The sequence below is a fragment of the Rhizobium sp. WYJ-E13 genome (assembly GCF_018987265.1).
Taxonomy (GTDB): domain Bacteria; phylum Pseudomonadota; class Alphaproteobacteria; order Rhizobiales; family Rhizobiaceae; genus Rhizobium.
Window position 1 is genome coordinate 1,641,365 of the sequence record NZ_CP076853.1, and the last position, 20,117, is coordinate 1,661,481.

The 20,117-nt window shown below is 61.6% G+C and carries 18 protein-coding genes and 1 riboswitch; of the genes, 7 read left to right on the forward strand and 11 right to left on the reverse strand.

What is annotated here, in order from left to right:
• Positions 1 to 3: 3 nt before the first annotated feature.
• Both KQ933_RS08240 and KQ933_RS08245 read right to left on the reverse strand, forming a co-directional pair.
• On the reverse strand, positions 4 to 855 hold the full coding sequence (locus KQ933_RS08240) for an ABC transporter ATP-binding protein (RefSeq protein ID WP_216758297.1): 852 nt from the start codon (positions 853 to 855) through the stop codon (positions 4 to 6).
• Between the two features lies 1 nt (position 856).
• Positions 857 to 2,026: an ABC transporter permease gene (locus KQ933_RS08245; RefSeq protein ID WP_216758839.1), complete on the reverse strand. Its 1,170-nt coding sequence runs from the start codon at positions 2,024 to 2,026 to the stop codon at positions 857 to 859.
• Positions 2,027 to 2,127: 101 nt separating this feature from the next.
• Here KQ933_RS08245 and dgcA point away from each other — a divergent pair, with 101 nt between their 5' ends.
• Positions 2,128 to 3,111, forward strand: a complete 984-nt coding sequence (gene dgcA, locus KQ933_RS08250) for an N-acetyl-D-Glu racemase DgcA (RefSeq protein WP_216758298.1) — start codon at positions 2,128 to 2,130, stop codon at positions 3,109 to 3,111.
• Here the strand turns inward: dgcA and KQ933_RS08255 are convergent.
• From KQ933_RS08255 to KQ933_RS08265, 3 genes are all read right to left on the reverse strand, one after another.
• Positions 3,063 to 4,283 carry an MFS transporter gene (locus KQ933_RS08255; protein ID WP_216758300.1) on the reverse strand — a complete coding sequence of 407 codons (1,221 nt, stop codon included), beginning with the start codon at positions 4,281 to 4,283 and terminating at the stop codon, positions 3,063 to 3,065. The two genes, dgcA and KQ933_RS08255, sit on opposite strands and share 49 nt — an antisense overlap.
• A gap of 189 nt (positions 4,284 to 4,472) precedes the next feature.
• Positions 4,473 to 5,285 (reverse strand): UDP-2,3-diacylglucosamine diphosphatase, encoded by an 813-nt coding sequence (locus tag KQ933_RS08260; protein WP_216758840.1) that lies wholly within the window; start codon positions 5,283 to 5,285, stop codon positions 4,473 to 4,475.
• A 208-nt stretch (positions 5,286 to 5,493) separates the two neighbouring features.
• Positions 5,494 to 6,933: an FAD-binding oxidoreductase gene (locus KQ933_RS08265; RefSeq protein WP_216758302.1), complete on the reverse strand. Its 1,440-nt coding sequence runs from the start codon at positions 6,931 to 6,933 to the stop codon at positions 5,494 to 5,496.
• 237 nt (positions 6,934 to 7,170) lie between these two features.
• On the opposite strand from KQ933_RS08265, the gene KQ933_RS08270 reads away from it, so the two are divergent.
• A complete protein-coding gene (locus tag KQ933_RS08270; protein WP_216758304.1) occupies positions 7,171 to 9,483 on the forward strand; it encodes an NADP-dependent malic enzyme in 2,313 nt (770 codons plus the stop codon).
• Positions 9,484 to 9,612: 129 nt separating this feature from the next.
• Here KQ933_RS08270 and KQ933_RS08275 read toward each other — a convergent pair whose 3' ends face one another.
• Positions 9,613 to 10,146 carry a ribonuclease H gene (locus KQ933_RS08275; RefSeq protein ID WP_216758305.1) on the reverse strand — a complete coding sequence of 178 codons (534 nt, stop codon included), beginning with the start codon at positions 10,144 to 10,146 and terminating at the stop codon, positions 9,613 to 9,615.
• A gap of 198 nt (positions 10,147 to 10,344) precedes the next feature.
• Here KQ933_RS08275 and KQ933_RS08280 point away from each other — a divergent pair, with 198 nt between their 5' ends.
• On the forward strand, positions 10,345 to 11,424 hold the full coding sequence (locus KQ933_RS08280) for a DUF2865 domain-containing protein (RefSeq protein ID WP_216758307.1): 1,080 nt from the start codon (positions 10,345 to 10,347) through the stop codon (positions 11,422 to 11,424).
• Here KQ933_RS08280 and bluB read toward each other — a convergent pair.
• Positions 11,384 to 12,118 (reverse strand): 5,6-dimethylbenzimidazole synthase, encoded by a 735-nt coding sequence (gene bluB / locus KQ933_RS08285; RefSeq protein WP_216758309.1) that lies wholly within the window; start codon positions 12,116 to 12,118, stop codon positions 11,384 to 11,386. The two genes, KQ933_RS08280 and bluB, sit on opposite strands and share 41 nt — an antisense overlap.
• Before the next feature lie 41 nt (positions 12,119 to 12,159).
• A riboswitch (cobalamin riboswitch) is annotated at positions 12,160 to 12,351 on the reverse strand.
• 303 nt (positions 12,352 to 12,654) lie between these two features.
• Here bluB and KQ933_RS08290 point away from each other — a divergent pair.
• A complete protein-coding gene (locus KQ933_RS08290) occupies positions 12,655 to 13,722 on the forward strand; it encodes a 3-deoxy-7-phosphoheptulonate synthase (protein ID WP_216758310.1) in 1,068 nt (355 codons plus the stop codon).
• Positions 13,723 to 14,259: 537 nt separating this feature from the next.
• Here the strand turns inward: KQ933_RS08290 and KQ933_RS08295 are convergent.
• The 4 genes from KQ933_RS08295 to KQ933_RS08310 form a co-directional block, all read right to left on the reverse strand.
• Positions 14,260 to 14,559 (reverse strand): hypothetical protein, encoded by a 300-nt coding sequence (locus KQ933_RS08295; RefSeq protein WP_216758312.1) that lies wholly within the window; start codon positions 14,557 to 14,559, stop codon positions 14,260 to 14,262.
• Positions 14,560 to 14,654: 95 nt separating this feature from the next.
• Positions 14,655 to 15,488, reverse strand: a complete 834-nt coding sequence (locus KQ933_RS08300; protein WP_216758314.1) for a hypothetical protein — start codon at positions 15,486 to 15,488, stop codon at positions 14,655 to 14,657.
• 27 nt (positions 15,489 to 15,515) lie between these two features.
• The gene (locus tag KQ933_RS08305; protein WP_216758841.1) at positions 15,516 to 17,195 is read right to left on the reverse strand and encodes an NAD+ synthase; all 1,680 of its coding nucleotides are present in this window, start codon (positions 17,193 to 17,195) and stop codon (positions 15,516 to 15,518) included.
• A gap of 1 nt (position 17,196) precedes the next feature.
• Positions 17,197 to 17,385, reverse strand: coding sequence for a hypothetical protein (locus KQ933_RS08310; RefSeq protein WP_216758315.1), 189 nt, complete (start codon positions 17,383 to 17,385; stop codon positions 17,197 to 17,199).
• On the opposite strand from KQ933_RS08310, the gene KQ933_RS08315 reads away from it, so the two are divergent.
• The 3 genes from KQ933_RS08315 (at position 17,384) to KQ933_RS08325 (ending at position 19,902) form a co-directional block, all read left to right on the forward strand.
• The gene (locus tag KQ933_RS08315) at positions 17,384 to 17,920 is read left to right on the forward strand and encodes a DUF1003 domain-containing protein (RefSeq protein ID WP_216758317.1); all 537 of its coding nucleotides are present in this window, start codon (positions 17,384 to 17,386) and stop codon (positions 17,918 to 17,920) included. The two genes, KQ933_RS08310 and KQ933_RS08315, sit on opposite strands and share 2 nt — an antisense overlap.
• Before the next feature lie 108 nt (positions 17,921 to 18,028).
• A complete protein-coding gene (locus KQ933_RS08320; RefSeq protein WP_216758319.1) occupies positions 18,029 to 18,667 on the forward strand; it encodes a helix-turn-helix transcriptional regulator in 639 nt (212 codons plus the stop codon).
• Positions 18,664 to 19,902 (forward strand): MFS transporter, encoded by a 1,239-nt coding sequence (locus KQ933_RS08325; RefSeq protein ID WP_216758321.1) that lies wholly within the window; start codon positions 18,664 to 18,666, stop codon positions 19,900 to 19,902. Before KQ933_RS08320 ends, KQ933_RS08325 begins: the two co-directional genes overlap by 4 nt.
• Positions 19,903 to 20,117: the final 215 nt, after the last annotated feature.

Below are 20,117 nucleotides of genomic sequence, written 5' to 3' on the forward strand. Positions count from 1 at the left end.
CGGTCACTTCCCGCTGTCATGCCGCGCCCGGGCCGCCGGCGCATCGTCCTGCGGCACGATCGAACGCGCGCGCTTGCCCTTGAAGTAGGCCTGAACCCACGGATCGTCGTAGGCCAGCATGTCGTCGATCGTTCCTTCCACCATTACCCGCTTCTTTCCAAGCACGGCAATACGGTCGCAGACCGAGAACAGGCTGTCGAGGTCGTGGGTCACCATATAAACGGTTAACCCCAGGCTATCGCGCAGATTGGCGATCAGTTCGTCGAATTCTGCCGCGCCAATCGGATCGAGGCCCGATGTCGGCTCGTCAAGGAAGACGAGCTCGGGATCGAGCGCCAGCGCGCGGGCAAGCGCTGCGCGCTTGATCATACCGCCCGAAAGCTCGGAAGGATATTTGTCGGCAGCGTCAGCGGCGAGGCCCACCATGCGGATCTTCAGATGCGCGAGCTCATCCATCAGTGTAACGGGCAGGTCGAGATATTCGCGCATCGGCACCTGGATATTCTCCTTCACCGTCAGCGAGGAGAAAAGCGCGCCCTGCTGGAAGAGGACGCCGAGACGCATGTCGAGCGCATTGCGTTCCGGCTCGTCCAGCTCGTCGAAATCCTGGCCCAGGATCTTGATGGTGCCGGAGCGGCGCGGCAGCAGGCGAAGCACGGTGCGCATCAGCACCGATTTGCCGGTGCCCGAAGCACCGACGAAGCCGAGGATTTCACCGCGGTAGATATCGAGATTGAGCTTGTCGAGCACGATCTTAGGCCCGAAACCGACCGTGACGTCGCGCGCCGACAGCACGACATCCCGGTTCCCGTTTTTGGTCGTCTCGATCGGTTGCTGATCCACGTCGCCCGCCATTTCAGAAATCGATCGCTGCATAGAACATCGCAAAAAGCCCGTCCATCAGGATGACGACGAAAATCGCCTTCACGACGGAAGCCGTCACATGCTGGCCGAGCGATTCGGCGCTGCCGCCGACTTTCAGGCCCTCGACGGCTGCAACGATGCCGATGACGAGCGCCATGAAGGGCGCCTTGATCATGCCGGCCAATACGGTCGAAAGCGTCACGGCCTCATGCAGGCGCGACAGGAAGGTGGCAAAAGTAATGCCCGAATACAGATAGGCGACTGCAGCCGCACCCGCCAGCGAGGCGAAGTTGGCAATGATGGTCAGGAGCGGCAGCGCAACCGTCAATGCCACCAGCCGCGGGAAGATCAGCACGCCGATCGGGTTGAGGCCCATCACCTTCAGCGCATCGACTTCCTCGCGCATCTTCATGGAGCCGATTTCGGCGGTGATCGCGCTGCCCGAACGGCCGGCAATCATGATCGCGGTCAGAAGCACGCCGATCTCACGCAGCTGCAGGATGCCGACGAGATCGACGACGAAGATCTCGGCACCGAAATAGCGAAGCTGGAAGGCGCCCTGCTGCGCGATGATCGCACCGATCAGGAAGGACATCAGCAGGATGATCGGAACGGCCCGCACACCCATATGATCGATCTGGTTGACGATCGAGGCTGGCGAAACGCCGCTGCCGCGGCCAAATTTCATCTGTGCGCCGCGCACGGCCGAGCCGAGGATATACATGGAGGCGGCGACATTGTCCCAGACATCGAGGGTCATCCTCCCGATCGGTGCGAGGATGCGCTCGGCGATCGATGGCTTCTCCTTCTGCTCGGGCTCCTGCTTTTCAGGCTCCTTGGAGAAGGTGGCGATCAGCTCGTCGATATGCTGGTTCGTGCCCTCGAAATGAACCGTTCGCCCCGCCTCTTCGTGCTTTTTCTTTAGCCGGCAAAGAAGCCAGATGCCGGCGGTGTCGATATCGGTGACATTGGCAAGATCGAGTGTCAGGTCACCGCTGTTGTTGCGTGAAAGCTTCTCGAAATCCTGCAGGACGAGATGGATGTTGGCGCTGCGCCAATTGCCTTCAAGATGCACATGCTGACCCGAGCCCCCGGCTCGGTCGTCCACATGCAGCGAGGCGGCATTGCGTTTCTCGGACTTCAAAATACTTGTGTCTTTCAATGCTTGCAGCGACAGTCCCGACTCGCGAACATGGTATTCGCCGCCCGGCGCGTTAATATACAGAAGCAACGCGCAATTTCCATGCTCGCAGGAGAGCAAATATGCCGCGCCATCTTGATATCCAGATGAATTCATTCCCGATTGCGGGCTCTTTCACCATTTCCAGAGGGAAAAAAACCTCTGCGGACGTGATCACCTGCACGTTGACGGAATCGGGGGCCAGGGGGCTCGGCGAATGTGTGCCCTATCGTCGCTACGGCGAGACAATGGAAAGCGTCTTGGCGCAGATCGAATCGGCTCGCCCGCTGATCGAGGAAGGCATTTCGCGCGAAGAACTGCTGCATGCCATGCCGCCGGGCGCTGCCCGCAACGCCGTCGATTGCGCGCTCTGGGATCTGGAAGCCAAGCTCTCGGGCAAGAGCGTCGCCTCCCGCCTTGATCTGCGCAAGCTGAAACCGCTGACCACGGCCTATACGATCTCGCTCGGCGAGCCCGATGTGATGGCAGCGCAGGCGCGCGAACATGCGCAACGCCCCCTCCTCAAGGTCAAGGTCGGCACCGGCGATGACGAAAGCCGCATCCGTGCCGTGCGCGCGGCGGCCCCCGATGCCGCCATCATTCTCGATGCCAATGAAGGCTGGCCGGAAGACAGGTTGGAACACCACCTGCGCATCGCTGCCGAAGCCAATATCGCCCTCGTGGAACAGCCGCTGCCGGCCGGCCGCGACGACATGCTGGCGGAGATCGCCCGCCATGTTCTCGTCTGTGCCGATGAGAGCGTCCATCATACCGGCGATCTCGCAAGCCTTGCCGACCGCTATGACGCTGTCAACATCAAGCTCGACAAGACGGGCGGCCTGACGGAGGCGCTGGAAATGAAGGCCGAGGGGCAGCGGTTGGGCTTTTCGATCATGATCGGCTGCATGGTCGGCACCTCGCTTGCCATGGCGCCGGCCGTATTGCTGGCGCAGGACGCCGATTTCGTCGATCTCGACGGCCCGCTGCTGCTTGCCCGCGACCGCGAACCCGGCCTGAATTATGCCGGCTCTCTCGTATTCCCGCCCGAAGCCAGCCTCTGGGGCTGAAGGTAATAGGCGATGATGACGACGGCGAGCCCGAAGGCGGCGACACAGGCCATGACGTAATAGCTGTTCAGCCCGAGCGCCGAGTAGATATAGCCTGACGCGATGGTCATCAGGCCTGAAGCCATGCCGATATAGAAGAAATAGGCGCCCTGAGCCGAGGCTTCCTGCGTTTCCTGCACGGTGGCAACGATGCGCCGCTGCACGCCCGTATGCACGAAGGCATAAGTAAAGCCGTGCAGGCACTGCAGCGCGAAGAAGCCGATGAAACTCGTCTCTGTCGGGAAGAACACCCAGCGGCAGACGCTGACGGCACAACCGAAACGGATCAGCGTCCAGGCATTGAAGCGGCGGTTGAGGCGCCGTGACAGGAAGAACACCGTTACCTCGGAGGCAACCCCGGCGCTCCAGAGGATGCCGACCTCCGTCCCGGAGAAGCCGAGTTGGTGCCAGTAGATCGAGGAAAAGGCGTTGAGTAGCGCATGGCTCGCCTGCTGGATTGAAACGCCGAGCAGCAACAGGAGCAGATGCGGCTCGCGAAGCCCGCTGCCCGTCGTCGCCGGAAGATTGATCGGCTGACCGCGCCGCCGCGTCGGCCCGATGCGCGGACAGAATATCGCCATGGTGATGGTCAACACGAAGCCGAAGATCATCACGGGCAGCACCATTTCGCCACCCCAGCGCCCGACCAGCTCACCGCCCACGAGCGTTGAAATGATGAAAGCGATCGAGCCCCAGACGCGCATGGAACCATAATCGAGCCCCCAGCGGCGCACACCCGAAATCACGATCGATTCGACGACCGGCACATAGGGCGCGAAGGTCGCGCCCTGCAGCGCAAAGACGATCAGCACCGGCCAGAAATTGCTCGTCCAGTAGAGCGCGATCGCCGTCAGGAGCGACAGGATGCCCGACCACAAAAGCACATGCGCCCGCTCCTGCATGCGGTCGGCAAAGACCGCCACGATCGGCGCGACGAGAACGCGCACCACCATCGGCACGGCGAGGATGGTGCCGATCTGATGATCGTTGAACTGGTGAGTCGAAAGCCAGACGGGGAAGAAGGGCAGGACGATACCGTTGACCAGCAGCGGCGCGCTGTAGCAAAGCGCGCTGAGCAGCCGGAAGCGCGGCGGCGCTCCCTCACCCGTCGAGGGATTTTGTGCGGGAATCATGATGGACCTGAAGGAAACTCTGCGTTGCCTAACACATCCAATCAAACACGACTATGGCGAGAAATAGCCGAATTGTAACGTTTCGGAGGTAAGTCGAAACGATTTAAAAAATAAATGGGGCCTGTCGCCTGACGGCAACGGCTAAATTCATGATGCACCGGCCAGGCCGGTGCTGTACGCACACATTATTCAGGCAGCCTGCGGGGCGAGATCGCCCTCTTCCAGCAATTCGAGAGAGGTCAGCGCCGGCACGTTGCTGGTCAGCGCACGCCAGGTGATGAGTTCGAATCTGCCGTCCTCATGCTCGACGATCGCCGTGCAGCTTTCGACCCAGTCGCCGGTATTGATGTAGCGGATGCCGTCCATATCCTCGATCACGGCGTGATGGATATGGCCGCAGATGACGCCATCGGCGCCGTTCTTGCGGGCTTCCTCGGCAACCACGCGCTGGAACTCGCCGATGAAATTGACGGCATGTTTGACCTGCAGCTTTGCCCAGGCCGAAAACGACCAGTAGGGCATGCCGAGGCGCCGGCGCACGGCGGCGAGAACGATATTGATGCGGATGGCCGTGTCATAGGCCCAGTCGCCGAGATAGGCGAGCAGGCGAGCATTGCGCACGACGACGTCGAATTCGTCCCCATGCAGGATCAGGTATTTCTTGCCGTCCGCGCCGTCATGGATGATGCGGTCGACAACTTCGATGCCGCCGAAATGCGTGCCCGGAAAAGCGCGCAGGAATTCGTCGTGATTGCCGGGAATATAGACGACGCGCGTACCCTTGCGCGCCTTGCGCAAGAGCTTCTGAACCACGTCGTTGCAGACCTGCGGCCAGTACCAGCTGCGCTTCAGGCGCCAGCCGTCGACGATATCGCCGACGAGATAGATCGTATCGGCTTCGTGGTAGCGCAGGAAATCCAGCAGGAAATCTGCCTTGGCCGCCTTGGAGCCGAGATGCAAATCGGAAATGAAGAGGGTGCGGAAGCGCCGGGGTTCCATCATGTCTGTCACAAGCCTTTCCGCTCGTGTCCCATCGTTCTTCGTCTGGTCTTCCAAAATCAGACTCGTGTTTCAGGAAGATGACAAGGCTGTGGGAAAGCCCTGCAACCTGTTCATACAGGCTGGACGTGGGGCGCTGGGTGACCGACGTCACGCCAACACCTTCACATTCCGGCGCTGGCGCGAAACTCCTTCCCTAAAACATCAATCCTCAGGCAGTCCGCACCGTCGCCATCGGTTTCACGTTCTGGTTCATCCGGAACAGATTGTTCGGATCGTAACGCCGCTTGATCTCAGCAAGGCGGGCGTAGTTGGTACCATAGGCGGCTTCGACCCGGTCGGTTTCGTCGTCAGGCATGAAGTTGATATAGGCGGTTCCGACAGCATGCGGCTTGGTGGCCTCGAAAAGCTCGCGCGCCCAGCCGACGCAGCTTCCATCCATCCCGGTTTCCCGCCAGCGGGCATGCACGTTCATGACGAAATGCGAGCTGCGCTGCGGAAACGCGGTGGCCTCGTTGGCCACGCGACCGGCGGCACCCCCGACATGGCCAATGAAGATCTCGCATTCCGGGCCGGGCAGCCTGCGCACCGCCTTGAGCAGCACCTCGATCGCCGCATCGGACAGAGACGCGAAATCCTGGCTCTTCCAGTAATTGCGCGCACCTGGTGTGAGCAGCGGATCGAAGGCCTGCTGCCAGCCGGTGAACGGCATCGGGCCGACGATATCGGCAATCGGCTTTCCGATAGCGCGCAACCTGGCCGCGGCCTTTTCACCCGCCGCGACATCTCCGCAATAGCACATCGCCAGTACTACGATCTCCTTGCCATGCCATTCGGCCGGCAGGAAGGGCAGCGGCGGCGCCTGGCGCATCACCACCCAGCAGGTCAGTTCGTCGGGCGCCGCCTCCAGCGCCTGCCGGTATTCCTTCAGCACCTTTTCCGCATCGGCGAAGGGATGCACGACGAGCCCGGCGAGAACCTCGGTGTCGAGCGGGTTGAGCTTGAACTCGAAGGAGGTCACGACGCCGAAATTTCCGCCGCCGCCGCGCAGCGCCCAGAAGAGATCGGGCTTATCCGTCTCGCTCGCCTTGACCAGTTCGCCATCCGCCGTCACCATGTCGACCGAGAGCAGATTGTCGAGGGTCAGTCCGAATTTGCGGGTCAGCCAGCCGAAGCCGCCGCCGAGCGTCAGGCCGGCGATGCCTGTCGTGGAATTGATGCCGGTCGGCAGCACCAGCCCGAAGGCCAGCGTTTCCTTGTCGACATCGGCAAGCGTTGCGCCCGGCTCGATCCTGGCACGCCGCGTCTGCGGATCGACCCGCACCGATTTCATCGCTGACAGGTCGATGACGACGCCGCCGTCGCAGACGGCGTTGCCGGCAATGCCGTGCCCGCCGCCGCGCACCGAAAGGAGAAGATTGTTGTCGCGCGCGAACCGCACCGCCCGAACGACATCAGCAGCGCCCGCGCAGCGCGCGATGAGCCCGGGCCGCCGGTCGATCATCGCATTCCAGATCGCCCGCGCCTCGTTGTAATTCATATCCTTGCTGGTCAGGAGAGTGCCGCGAAATCCGGCGGCAAATGCATCGATGGCCACGTCATTGACCATCGTCTGACCCCTTTGCAAGGTCGTGAGGTTCAAGTTGTCCATGATTTCCTCCATGCGAACGGCGCCCCGCACCGTCGCGCAGGGCATTCTGCGCTTGCCGCCCTCGCCAGACAAGTTTCCCCAAAAGGATTAGCTGGTGGCAACCGCTCGGCACCAAGGGCCGCCGCCCCCGCCCCCCGCACGAAAACTTTCTCCACGCCGCATTTCCATACTGTCGCCCGTATCCGATTGATGTATGGAGAAGTCCTCAAAAGACTTCGAACAACGCTGGAGGCGGCGATGGATCACCAGGAAAAATCCAAAACGGAAAAGAATTTGACGGGCGGCAGCCTCGACGACCAGGCGCTTTTCTTCCACCGCTATCCGCGCCCCGGCAAGCTGGAAATCCAGGCGACCAAGCCGCTCGGCAACCAGCGCGACCTGGCGCTCGCCTATTCTCCTGGTGTCGCCGCCCCCTGCCTCGCCATCCGTGACAATCCTGAAACTGCGGCCGACTATACGTCGCGCGCTAACCTCGTTGCCGTGATCTCCAACGGCACCGCCGTGCTCGGCCTCGGCAATATCGGTCCGCTCGCTTCCAAGCCGGTCATGGAAGGCAAGGCCGTCCTCTTCAAGAAATTCGCCAACATCGACGTTTTCGATATCGAAGTGGATGCAACGGACGTCGAGCAGATGGTTTCGACCGTCGCCTCGCTGGAGCCGACCTTCGGTGGCATCAACCTCGAGGACATCAAGGCGCCGGAGTGCTTCCGGATCGAGAAGCAGCTGCGCGAGAAGATGAAGATCCCGGTCTTCCACGACGACCAGCACGGCACCGCGATCATCGTCGCCGCCGCCATCCTCAACGGCCTGGAACTGGCCGGCAAGAAGATCGACGAGGTCAAGATCGTTGCGTCAGGCGCCGGTGCTGCCGCCCTTGCCTGTCTCAACCTGCTCGTGACGCTTGGCGCCAAACGCGAAAACATCTGGGTCCACGATCTCGAAGGCCTCGTCTATGAAGGCCGCGTCGAACTGATGGACGAGTGGAAGGCCATCTACGCCCAGAAGAGCGACACGCGCACGCTCGCCGAGAATATCGGCGGCGCCGATGTCTTCCTCGGTCTCTCGGCCGCCGGCGTGCTGAAGCCGGAACTGCTGGCGCAGATGGCCGACAAGCCACTGATCATGGCGCTTGCCAACCCGACGCCCGAGATCATGCCGGATCTCGCCCGCGCCGCCCGCCCGGACGCGATGATCTGCACGGGTCGCTCCGACTTCCCGAACCAGGTCAACAACGTTCTCTGCTTTCCCTATATTTTCAGGGGCGCGCTGGACTGCGGCGCTGAGACGATCAACGAGGAAATGAAGATGGCCGCTGTGCGCGCCATCGCGGCCCTCGCCCGCGAAGAGCCTTCGGACGTTGCCGCGCGTGCCTATTCAGGCGAAACCCCGGTTTTCGGTCCTGATTATCTCATCCCCTCGCCCTTCGATCCGCGCCTCATCCTGCGCATCGCCCCTGAAGTCGCCAAGGCTGCTGCCGAAAGCGGTGTCGCGCGTCGTCCGATCGCCGATTTCGACGCTTATCTCGACCAGCTGAACCGCTTCGTCTTCCGCTCCGGCTTCATCATGAAGCCGATCTTCACGGCCGCCAAGGTAGCAGAGCGCAAGCGCGTCATCTTCTCCGAAGGCGAAGACGAGCGCGTGCTGCGGGCCGCCCAGGTGCTGCTCGAAGAAGGCATCGCCGAGCCGATCATCATCGGCCGTCCGCAGGTCATCGAAACGCGCCTGAAGCGTTACGGCCTTCGCATTCGCCCGTTACAGGATTTCGACGTGATCAACCCCGAGGACGATCCGCGCTTCCGCGAATATGTCGATCTCTATCTGCAGTTGGTTGGACGCCGCGGCGTCATCCCGGAAGCGGCCCGCACCATCGTACGCACCAACACGACCGTCATCGGCGCGCTGGCGCTGAAGCGCGGCGAAGCTGACGCGCTGATCTGCGGCCTCGAAGGCCGTTACGAGAAGCACCTGCGCGATGTGCGCCAGATCATCGGCAAGCGCCCGAACGTGCGCGATTTCTCGGCTCTCAGCCTGATGATCTCGCAGCGCGGCGCGACGTTTTTCGCCGACACCTATGTGACCTTAAATCCGACGGCAGAAGACATCGCCGAGGCAACGGTTCTCGCTGCCGAAGAGATCAAGCGCTTCGGCATCACCCCGCGCGCCGCCCTCGTCTCGCATTCGAATTTCGGCTCGCGCGAATCCGAAAGCGCCACCAAGATGCGCAATGCGCTGCAGCTCGTGCGCGAGGCGGCACCCGACCTCGAAGTCGATGGCGAAATGCATGGCGAAAGCGCCATCTCCGAGGAACTGCGCCGCCGCGTCATGCCGCACACCACGCTGAATGACGAAGCCAACCTGCTGATCTTCCCGAACCTCGATGCCGCCAACATCACGCTCGGCGTCGTCAAGTCGATGACGGACGGCCTGCATGTCGGCCCGATCCTGCTCGGCACGGCGATGCCGGCGCATATCCTGGCGCCGTCGGTCACCTCGCGCGGCGTGGTCAATATGGCGGCGCTCGCTGTCGTCGAGGCATCGCAGCCAGCTTAAAGCATGTCGCGCAAAAGTGTGCAGCGGTTTTGCGGTAACGACATGCGTAAAACAAAGACTTAAAGCGTGGCAAGCGAATCTGAAAGATCGCGACACGCTTTAGCCGGTCGCGCGTCAGCATCCGGATAATCAGGCACGCCGTATCGATCGGCGTCCCTGATCTGCCAGCGCATCGGCCCGTTCGTTACCATCGGCGCCGGAATGGCCCTTGCACCAGGCAATGCTTATCAGGGAATTCTCGGATAGCTGGATATCGATGGCTTTCCAGATTTTCGCATCTGATATCGCTCGGTTTCTGGCCTTGCCGGTCGGGTTGCTTTTCTTCCAGCCATTGTTTCTCCAGATCGGACGCCAGCTGTTGCAGCCTTCGACGGCATAGGCGGAATCGGACCAGATGACTGCCGCTACATCAGCTGCTGAGCCGTTGATCCAGATTGCCGCCTCAAGCACGGCCGTCACTTCCATCGCGTTATTGGAGGAATCCTTTGCACCGCCAAAGCCGGAGGCGATCTCGACGCCATCGCGATAGGCGACGAAGGCCCATCCCCCATGCCTTGCGCCGGGTTCAAAACAACCGTCTACGAAAACGTGAAGGCCCCGCCGGGTGTGCGGTATTTCTGCGGACGTTTCGCGAGCGTGGGATTCGTCGAAAATATCTGTCATATCAACTGTCTGGATATCAACGGTCTCCCGCGTGATTGCAGGAGACAGGAAAGTGGAAGTATCTGGCTTGCTGGATAAGATCGCAAAAATACGCTAGGAATTACTGCGAGCTTATTAAGGGAAACACGTTAAGACAACGCGCGGTGGGTTGAAGTCGCAACTCGCTGATAGATGCCTTTCTCTTTTCGGAACGACGTCGTGAAACGCCGAAACCTGTATCTCGTTTTCTTTCTGGCATTCGCGGCTCCTGCGGCGGCGCAGACCAATGCGATCTGTGAGGATCTGCGCGGGCGCCTTGCCGACCTGCCGCAAACCTTCGGCAACAGCAGCAGCGAGATGCGCCAATATGCCGGCGCGCTTGCCGAACAGAATCTCGAATTGCGCAAGGTGCGCAGCGATCTGCGCCGGTATGGCTGTACCTCCGGCAGCATGGTCGTCGTTGGCGGCGACAATGCCGGCTTCTGCGCCGAGCTCGAGCATGCTGAAGCCAGGATGGTCGACAATATCCGCTTCCTTCAGGATCGCCGCAACGAGTTGCGCCAGTCCGGCCCCGATGCGGCCCGCGCGGAACTGATGGCCGCGCTCGAAGACAATGACTGCAACAGCGACAGTTTCAGCGGGCCTGCCGCAGGCGACGCCTACGCGCCGGCTCCGAGCATCGAAGAGCAGGCCATGCGCAGCGACACGTTCATCCCGCTCGGCGGCGGCGAGCGCTATGGCCTGCCGCGCGCCGAAATGCTCTCGCCCGTCAGCACCATCTGCGTGCGCACCTGCGATGGCGGCTTCTTCCCGATCAGCAACAATGCCACCTCGGTCGATTTCGACCGTGATGCCGCGACCTGCTCGAAGATGTGCCCTGGCGTCGAGACGGAACTCTTCTATCGCGACGTTTCCAGTACCGAGACCTCGAACATGATTTCGACGGCAACCGGAGCGCCCTACAGCGCGATGAAGAACGCCTTCGCCTACAAGACCCGTGCACCTGGCGAAAAATCCGCCTGCTCCTGCAATCTGTCTGCCTATTACGAGCAGATGCGAAAGAGCCAGGCCGCCTATGCGCCGGCGCCCGAGCCGAAGGGCTCGATCACCACGATCCAGACGGAAGCGCCGAAGGCGGCCAGCACCCCGCCCGCTCCCCAGTCGCAGGTGGCGGATCGCCCCTATGATCCCTCTGCCAGCAAGGTCCGGCAGATCGGCCCGCAATTCCTTGCCGGCGATCAGGGCAAGATCGATCTCGCTAATCCGGCGATGTCAGGCCCCCAACCTCAACAGCAGTAGTGACCGGCTCACGGTCCGATCGTCCCCAGCCGTCATGGAAGACGAGATCTTCCAGCGGCATGCGCTGCCGCCAGCCTTTGACCGCCAGTTCCGGCTCCTCATAGAGCCGGTCGACGAAGCCGGCGCAGAGCCAGGCCACCACCTCGATATGATCGGGGATGCCGAGGATTTCCTTCAGGTCGCCCTCGCGAAAAATGCTGACCCAGCCGATGCCGACACCTTCCGCTCGCGCCGCAAGCCACAGGTTTTGGATGGCGCAGACGGTGGAATAGCTGTCCATGCGCGGATTATGCGTGCGCCCCAGCACCACGCTGCCGCTGCGGGTAGGATCACAAGTCACGCAGATGCCGAGCGGCGCCTCGACGATGCCTTCGAGCTTCAGCGAGCGATAGGCCTGCCGCCGCTCGGCGGTAAACATCAGGGCCGCTTCCTCATTCGCCTTCGCGAAGGCATCGCGCACCTGCGCCCTCACCTCGGCACTTTTCACCAGAATGAAATTCCACGGCTGCATGAAACCGACCGAAGGCGCGTGATGGGCCGCCATCAGCAATCGCGTGACGAGATCATCCGGCAGGGGATCGGGCAGGAACTGGCTGCGCACATCGCGCCGCGTCGTGATCGCATGATAGACGGCCTCACGTTCGGCCGCAGAAAAGCTGGATGCCGGGCAAACGGCATCGTCAATGGGTCGCATCGTCAAATCCCCAACAACGCAACCGCCCGCCGTCCGCGCGGGTTGGGTCTATCTTGCCAGGCCGGTCTTCTGACTTGGCGTCATCCACTTGGCCGCAGCCTTCCCGGCCTTTAGGCCAGTGGCGTGATTGAGCGGCAAGCGTCGGCCTTACAGCGTTGGGCACGTTCCGGTCTTGCACCGGATTCCCGATTCTCCCGCTTGTGACGGCGGGCACCTGACGGGCGATCTATGGCGTGGAAACGGCATGGCAGCAAGTCAATTCGGCGAATAGGCCTGGAACGGAACTGCATCTCCGCCCCTGCCCGGTAAGGGGCTCTCACCTGTAAAATTCTGCGTGACAATTGGTTTCCGCATCGCTACATAGCCTGCATGTCGATCTCGTCCGTCTACGCATCGCGATTTTATTCGTACCGCTGCTTCCAGCGGATGCGGGTCTGCGCGTAACCAAAACCAACGCGACGACAACCCGAACAGCCGCTAGTCTACCTGGCGGCTTTTTTCGTTCCGCACGGTATGACCAAACAGGAGAGCATACCGTGACTGATACTATTGATGATCTGCGCATCGTCGAGATCACCCCGCTGACCAGGCCGGCCGATATCATCTCGGAAATCCCGCGTGACCGCGAGATTACCAGGACCGTGACCGGCACGCGCGACACGATCCACGACATCCTCACCGGCAAGGACGACCGCCAATTGGTCATCATCGGCCCCTGCTCGATCCATGATCCGGCGGCCGCCCGTGAATATGCGTCCCGGCTCGTTGAGCAGCGACGACGCCTGTCCGGCGATCTCGAAATCGTCATGCGCGTCTATTTCGAAAAGCCCCGCACCACCATCGGCTGGAAAGGCCTGATCAACGACCCGCATCTCGACGGCACCTACCGTATCGAGGAAGGCCTGCGCCTTGCGCGCCGCCTGCTGCTCGACATCAACGCCATGGGCCTGCCGGCCGGCTGCGAATTCCTCGACACGATCACGCCGCAATATATCGCCGATCTCGTCAGCTACGGCGCCATCGGCGCGCGCACGACCGAAAGCCAGATCCATCGTCAGCTCGCCTCGGGTCTCTCCTGCCCGATCGGCTTCAAGAACGGCACGGATGGCGGCGCGCGTGTCGCGCTCGACGCGATCATGGCCGCTTCCCAGCCGCACCATTTCCCGGCCGTCACCAAGGACGGACAGGCAGCGATTGCCTCCACCCGCGGCAACGAGGACTGCCACATCATCCTGCGCGGCGGCAAGCGGCCCAACTATGAAGCGGCCGATGTCCAGGCCGTGATCGCCGAAGCGACCAAGCTCAGTGTCGACCCGCGCATGCTGATCGATGCCAGCCACGCCAACAGCGGCAAGGACCCGATGAACCAGCCGAAGGTCGTCCGAGACGTCGCCGGCCAGATCGTCGCGGGCAACCACCACATCAAGGGCATGATGATCGAGAGCAACCTCGTCGCCGGCCGCCAGGACCTCGTGCCCGGCAAGCCGCTGGTTTACGGCCAGTCCATCACTGACGGCTGTATCGGCTGGGACATGTCGGTGGATGTGCTCGAGGATCTCGCCAAGGCCGTCCGCGACCGCCGCAAGGCCGCCGTCGCGGCTTAGGTGGTCGCATTCAGCGCGGCGGGCTAACCCCGCCGCCCATTCACAGGACGGTGGGGTATCCCGCACCCCCAAATTCTCAAATCATCGCAAACGACACCGGCATCGCAAGGGTGAGTAAGCGATTTCCCCACATTGCAAAGACCCCACCGCCCCAACCTCATAAGGGAGCTTGCCTGATATTCGCCCATGTGAAATCTTCCGCGGACGGCGTCTAGAAGGAAGCACTATGCGAACGTTGGGATTGCTCATGATGCTGTCTGGCGTGAGCGGAGTTGCGCTCGGCTATCTGGGTTCGATGTCGCCATGGGCAGTAGATATAAACCTTTGGCTGAACCCAGACTTTCTAGACGAAGGTGCGTATCCTGAGCTGCTATTTCTTCTCTTGTTTGCCTTTTCAATCGTCGTGTGGATCTTCGGAACCATGTTCCGGCACTGGCCTAGACCGAGACGCGGATAGGGCGATCGCTCACGTGCTCTCGCAGCAATGTACAACCTCTCAAACGCGTTGCAATGAGAAGGCTAGCCACCACCCAGTCATCAACTGGTGCCGAATGCTCGTTGCAGCCTTCGAAATAGTCTCAGGGTAAACCAGCCGGCAACGACCATGACGATCAGCCCAATGATCGAACACAATGCTGGATAGATCATCATGTACCGTGCATCGTCGCATTGCTGGCCAGGAGCCTCAAAACAGCCTCGATCGGAATAATCTGCCCATGCAACGAGGCCCAACAGCCCGAAACCAAGAAATGATATCAGGCCAACAGTGGCGGCCAATGCGGATCCCACCAATACTGCCATCTGCACGAAATTGTTAGGAGAACCGTCGTCGATCATCGGGCCATTCGGATGTTGTGAGCGCATGGCAGTTATAGCGACTTTCGCATTTATACAAAGCCCACCGCCCCCTCATCAATCGCGGTGCGCCGCTCCTAAGATTTTACCGGGAAATACCGCACATAGGCGAATTCCTCTCCATCCGGCGACCAGTTCGGCACATTGATCGTGCCCTGCCCGCCGAAGAGATCGAACAGCGTCGTCAGGTTGCCGCCATCCATGTCCATCATGCGCAGGCGCACGTTGAGATCGCGCGGATGGTCGAAGACGTCGGGGTCGTAGGAGAGGATCAGCACCTTGTCGTTGTTCGGCGACGGATGGGCGAACCAGTTGCCGTAATTATCCGATGTCACCTGCTGGAGACCCGTACCATCGGGATGGATGCGCCAGATCTGCATCAGCCCGGTACGGCTGGAATTGAAATAGATCCACTGCCCGTCCGCCGACCAGTCCGGCCCGTCATTGCGGCCCTCGCCATGCGTCAGCCGCTTCTCCTCGCCGCCATCGACCGAGATCGTGTAGATGTCGAAGACATCGTTGCGGATGCCGCAATAGGCAAGCTCGCGGCCGTCGGGCGACCAGCCGTGCCAGTAGGACGGCAGGTTCCTGGTGATCAGCCGCGGCTTGCCGCCCTCGATCGGCAGGATGTAGATCGCCGACTTGCCGAATTCGGTCTTGTCGGAAATGACGATCTCTTCGCCATCGGGCGAAATGCCGTGGTCATTGTTGCAATGGACGGCAAAGCCGGTATCGACCTTCTCGACAAGATCGCTGCCGTCGAGCCGCAGCCGGTAGAGCAGCCCGTCGCCATTGATCAGCAGATAGGCGCCGTCGCGCGAGAAATTCGGCGCCTCCACCAGCGCTTCCGTCTGCCAGATGACACGGCTTTCGCCCCGCCGCACATTGTAGATTTCAACTGAGCTGCGCATTCATCCCTCCCAGATTTTTGAAGCGTCTCAGCGATCCCGGAACCGGTTGGTGATCGGGTAGCGCCGGTCGCGGCCAAAATTCTTCTTGGTGATCTTCACACCGGGCGCCGACTGGCGGCGCTTGTATTCGGCGAGATAGAGCAGATGCTCGATGCGGTGTACCGTCTCGACATCATGGCCGCGCGCCACGATCTCCTCGACCCCCATTTCCCGCTCGACCAGGCATTCGAGAATGTCGTCGAGGACAGGATAAGGCGGCAGCGAATCCTGGTCTTTCTGGTCAGGGCGAAGCTCGGCCGAGGGCGCCTTGTCAATGATACTCTGCGGAATGACCACGCCCGAGGGGCCGAGCGCATCCGGCGGCACATTCCCGTTGCGCCAGCGGGCCAACGCATAGACCTGCATCTTGTAGAGGTCCTTGATCGGATTGAAGCCGCCGTTCATGTCGCCATAGAGCGTCGCGTAACCGACCGACATTTCCGACTTGTTGCCGGTCGTGACGACCATCGAGCCGAACTTGTTGGAGATCGCCATCAGGATCGTGCCGCGCGCGCGGCTCTGCAGGTTCTCCTCGGTGATGCCGCTGTTCGTGCCCTCGAAGAGGTTCGAGAGCGCCGAGGAAAAGCCCGTTACAGGTGCCTCGATCGGCACGATGTCGTAGCGGCAGCCAAGCGCCTTGGCGCAATCGGCCGCATCCTTCAGCGAGTCCTCGGAGGTATAGTGGTACGGCAGCATGACCGTGCGCACCCGCTCTGCACCGAGCGCATCGACGGCGATTGCAGCGCAGATCGCCGAATCGATGCCACCAGAAAGGCCGAGCACGACATTCCTGAAGCCGTTCTTGTTCACATAGTCGCGGAAGCCGAGCAGGCAGGCGCGGTAATCGGCCTCTTCGCTTTCCGGAATGCGCGCCATCGGCCCTTCGGCGCAGCGCCAGCCATTTTCGGTGCGTTTCCAGGTAGTCACCGCAAGCGCCGTTTCGAACTGGCTGAGCTGGAAGGCGAGCGACTTGTCGGCATTGAAGGCAAAGCTTGCGCCGTCGAAGACGAGCTCGTCCTGGCCGCCGAGCTGGGCGGCGTAGACCATGGGAAGGCCGGTCTCGATGACCTGCTTCAGCACCACCTGATGGCGGATATCGACCTTGCCGCGATAGTAAGGCGAGCCGTTCGGCACGAGCAGGATTTCCGCGCCGCTTTCGGCCAGCGTCTCGCAGACGCCGAGGTCGCCCCAGATATCCTCGCAGATCGGAATGCCGATGCGTACGCCGCGGAAATTCACCGGTCCGGGCATGGCGCCCTGGTCGAAGACGCGCTTCTCGTCGAATTCGCCGTAATTCGGCAGGTCGATCTTGTCTCTGATGGCAATGACCTTGCCGCCGTCGAGCACGGCGATGGAATTGTAGCGCCCCGTCTCGTCCTGGCGCGGAAAACCGATGACGATACCCGGCCCGCCATCTGCGGTATCGGCCGCAAGGCTTTCCACCGCCCTCCAGCAAGCCTGGATGAAGGCCGGCTTCAGCACCAGGTCTTCCGGTGGGTAACCGGAGATGAAAAGCTCGGTCATCATGAGGATATGCGCGCCCTGCCGCGCCGCATCGGCGCGCGCCTCGCGCACCTTGGCAAGGTTTCCGGCGACATCGCCCACCGTGGGGTTCAGCTGGGCGATGGCGATGTTGAACGTATGGGAGAGAGCGTTTTCCTGTGTCATGTCATTCATTTAATCCGCCCCTGCGTGCACCGCAATAAGCCGCTTCAAAAGCCGTAGCTATCTGCGGCAAAAATTTGATGAAGGGCAGCCCCATCCTCTGTTTGCCTTGCGCGACGCCGATACGCATTGCAATTTGCGGCGACGGCGGAATACTGCGCGCCAATTCGATCCATTCCCGGGACAATGCCATGTCTAACTTTCCAAATTTCGTCCACCTGCATTTCGGCAAACCGGCCGAGGAGCTGGGTGCCATCGAAAAGCGCGTGCTGGCCAAGGCACATGAGCGCAAGATCATCTCCACCGACGTCAACGCTGCCTTTTCCGCCGAAGCCTCTTTCGGCGAGCGGCTGGCCGACGGCATCGCCCGCGTGGGCGGCTCCTGGTCCTTCATCCTGGCCTTTCTCGCCTTCCTCCTCTTCTGGACGGTCATCAACACGGTCATCCTGCTGACGCGCGCTTTCGATCCCTACCCCTTCATCTTCCTGAACCTCATCCTCTCCATGCTCGCCGCCATCCAGGCGCCGATCATCATGATGTCGCAGAACCGCCAGGCCGAGCGCGACCGTTTCGAAGCCGCCAAGGATTATGAGGTGAACCTGAAGGCCGAGCTGGAGGTTCTGTCGCTGCATCAGAAGATCGATATGCGGGTGCTGACGGAACTGACAGCGTTGCGCGAGGACGTCTCCCGGCTGAACGCCCTCCTTTCAGAGCGAGGTCAAGCTTGAGTCTGTTAAAACAGGAATCTTTAGGCATCTGAAATAGCGGGCCAATTCTGGTTCTTATATTTACAAACAAGTCTTTGCAAAGATGTGTTTGTAAATTAAGCTGCCGCCATGAAAACACCTGCCCCTACATCGACGTCAGCAACATTCCGCAACGTCAGCCGCGTCGTCCCCGATGTCACCGCCCTCAAGGCGCTCGCCCATCCAGTGCGCCTGCGCATTCTCGGCATGCTCCGGATCGACGGCCCGGCCACGGCGACGCAGCTTGCGGCACGCCTCGGCCTCAATAGCGGCGCGACGAGCTATCATCTCCGCCAACTCGCCCAGTACGGTTTCATCGAGGATGCGCCGGGACCATCCCGCCGCGATCGCTGGTGGCGCGCAAGCCACGAAGTCACCTCGGTGCCGGCGGCCGAGAGTGGTGGCGCGGCTTTCGACATGGATGTCGCCTTCACGCAGGCGATCCTTTCCCTGCAGGTCGACCAGATGCAGAAGGCGGTCGAGGAATATGCCGAGCTGCCGCTCGAATGGCGCAAGGCCAGCACCGCAAGTGACATCATCATTCCGCTGACATCGGGACAGGCCGAAGCGCTGACGAAACGCCTGAACGATATCGTCATGGAGGCGATGAGCGAGGCCCCGCCTCTTGGCGAGCCCCTGCCGCCCGATGTCGTGCCCTTCATGGTCATGCTGCACGCCTTCCCCTATCCGGGCCGCGTGCCGCACGGCGACGAAGAGAGCGAGCCATGAGCCGCAGCCCCTTCATCGCGCTCGCCATTGCCGAAACGCTCTCCATTTCAGGCACGCGGTTATCGGGCGTCGCCATTCCCTGGCTGGTGCTGAGCACGACCGGCAGCCCGGTGCTGACCGGCCTCGTCGCCATGATGGAGATGCTGCCCTATGTCGTCGCCAAGGCGCTCGGCGGCCCCCTGATCGACCGCCTCGGCCCCAAACGCATCGCCGTCGTCTGCGACAGCGCCTCGGTGATAACAGTCGGCCTCGTGCCGGTCCTGCATCTCCTCGACCTGCTTACCATTCCGATCCTGCTGCCGATCGTCTTCGCCATGGGCGTGCTGCGCGGCCCATCGGATGCCGCCAAGCAATCCATGGTTCCTGACATCGCCGAACTGGCCGCCGTGCCGCTGGAGCGCGTGACCGGCGTCGTCGGCGCCATCGAGCGCCTGGCATCGACCGCGGGGGCGGCAGGCGCCGGTGCTCTCATTGCCCTTGTCGGGCCGAGCCAGGCGCTTGCCGTCAACGCCCTTACCTTCGCCGGCGCCGCCGTAACCGTCGCGGCCGGAATCCCCGTATTGCGGCGTGCGTCGAAAGCCGAAGCGACCGGCATCGCCGCCTATGGCCGGGAGCTGGCGGAAGGCTGGCGCTTTCTGCGTCGCGATGCGGTGCTGGTCGCGATCGTGCTGATGGTGGCGACCACCAATCTGCTCGATCAGGCTTTCTTCTCTGTCCTGATTCCTGTCTGGACCCAAGATTCAGGCCACGGCCCCGCTCTGCTCGGAACCCTGTTCGCCGTCTTCTCCGGCGCGTCGATCATCGGCGCGGCCATTGCCGCCATGATCGGTGAGCGGATGCCGCGCCTTCTCGTCTATACGGTCGCCTTCCTGCTGACGGGCTTTCCGCGCTTTCTGGTCTTCGCGGTGGAATCGCCGCTCACCCTCATCTTCGCAACGCTCGCGGTCGGCGGTTTTGCTTCCGGCTTCCTCAATCCCATCCTCTCGGCGGTGCTCTTCGAGCGCATACCAAAGCCACTGATGGGCCGCGTCACATCGCTCAATGCGGCGCTCTGCTGGGCGCTCATCCCCTTCGGCGGGCTTGCCGGCGGCGCGTTGATCGATGGCTGGGGCCTTTCCGCCGCACTGCTGCTGACCGGTCTCGCCTATCTGGCGGTGACGCTCGCTCCGCTGGCGCATGGCAGCTTCCGCGGCTTCGAAAAGAAAAAATTTGCGGATAACATACTGTCTTCATGAGGTTGGTACGTCTTATGGCGCATTGCCGTCATTCTTGCTTTGCATCAATTTACGACTGTTAACTCGCGTCACTGCCGGAACTGAGCCAGCTTCTCCGCGTCGAAAAGGCGCGGAGAAGCCCGCAGGGAGGCAATATAATTGAACGCAGCATTGCACTGACGGCGGATGCCACACGGCAAAGGCCGCGTTCGCCGCAACCAATCCAGTATCATCAG

What these genes read in the sequence shown, in the direction of transcription:
- KQ933_RS08240 (WP_216758297.1), bottom strand. Translation starts at nt 855, where the DNA reads ATGGCGGGCGACGTGGATCAGCAACCGATCGAGACGACCAAAAACGGG.
- dgcA (WP_216758298.1), top strand. Translation starts at nt 2,128, where the DNA reads ATGCCGCGCCATCTTGATATCCAGATGAATTCATTCCCGATTGCGGGC.
- KQ933_RS08255 (WP_216758300.1), bottom strand. Translation starts at nt 4,283, where the DNA reads ATGATTCCCGCACAAAATCCCTCGACGGGTGAGGGAGCGCCGCCGCGC.
- KQ933_RS08260 (WP_216758840.1), bottom strand. Translation starts at nt 5,285, where the DNA reads ATGATGGAACCCCGGCGCTTCCGCACCCTCTTCATTTCCGATTTGCAT.
- KQ933_RS08265 (WP_216758302.1), bottom strand. Translation starts at nt 6,933, where the DNA reads ATGGACAACTTGAACCTCACGACCTTGCAAAGGGGTCAGACGATGGTC.
- KQ933_RS08270 (WP_216758304.1), top strand. Translation starts at nt 7,171, where the DNA reads ATGGATCACCAGGAAAAATCCAAAACGGAAAAGAATTTGACGGGCGGC.
- KQ933_RS08275 (WP_216758305.1), bottom strand. Translation starts at nt 10,146, where the DNA reads ATGACAGATATTTTCGACGAATCCCACGCTCGCGAAACGTCCGCAGAA.
- bluB (WP_216758309.1), bottom strand. Translation starts at nt 12,118, where the DNA reads ATGCGACCCATTGACGATGCCGTTTGCCCGGCATCCAGCTTTTCTGCG.
- KQ933_RS08295 (WP_216758312.1), bottom strand. Translation starts at nt 14,559, where the DNA reads ATGATCGACGACGGTTCTCCTAACAATTTCGTGCAGATGGCAGTATTG.
- KQ933_RS08300 (WP_216758314.1), bottom strand. Translation starts at nt 15,488, where the DNA reads ATGCGCAGCTCAGTTGAAATCTACAATGTGCGGCGGGGCGAAAGCCGT.
- KQ933_RS08305 (WP_216758841.1), bottom strand. Translation starts at nt 17,195, where the DNA reads ATGACACAGGAAAACGCTCTCTCCCATACGTTCAACATCGCCATCGCC.
- KQ933_RS08315 (WP_216758317.1), top strand. Translation starts at nt 17,384, where the DNA reads ATGTCTAACTTTCCAAATTTCGTCCACCTGCATTTCGGCAAACCGGCC.
- KQ933_RS08310 (WP_216758315.1), bottom strand. Translation starts at nt 17,385, where the DNA reads ATGGCATTGTCCCGGGAATGGATCGAATTGGCGCGCAGTATTCCGCCG.
- KQ933_RS08320 (WP_216758319.1), top strand. Translation starts at nt 18,029, where the DNA reads ATGAAAACACCTGCCCCTACATCGACGTCAGCAACATTCCGCAACGTC.
- KQ933_RS08325 (WP_216758321.1), top strand. Translation starts at nt 18,664, where the DNA reads ATGAGCCGCAGCCCCTTCATCGCGCTCGCCATTGCCGAAACGCTCTCC.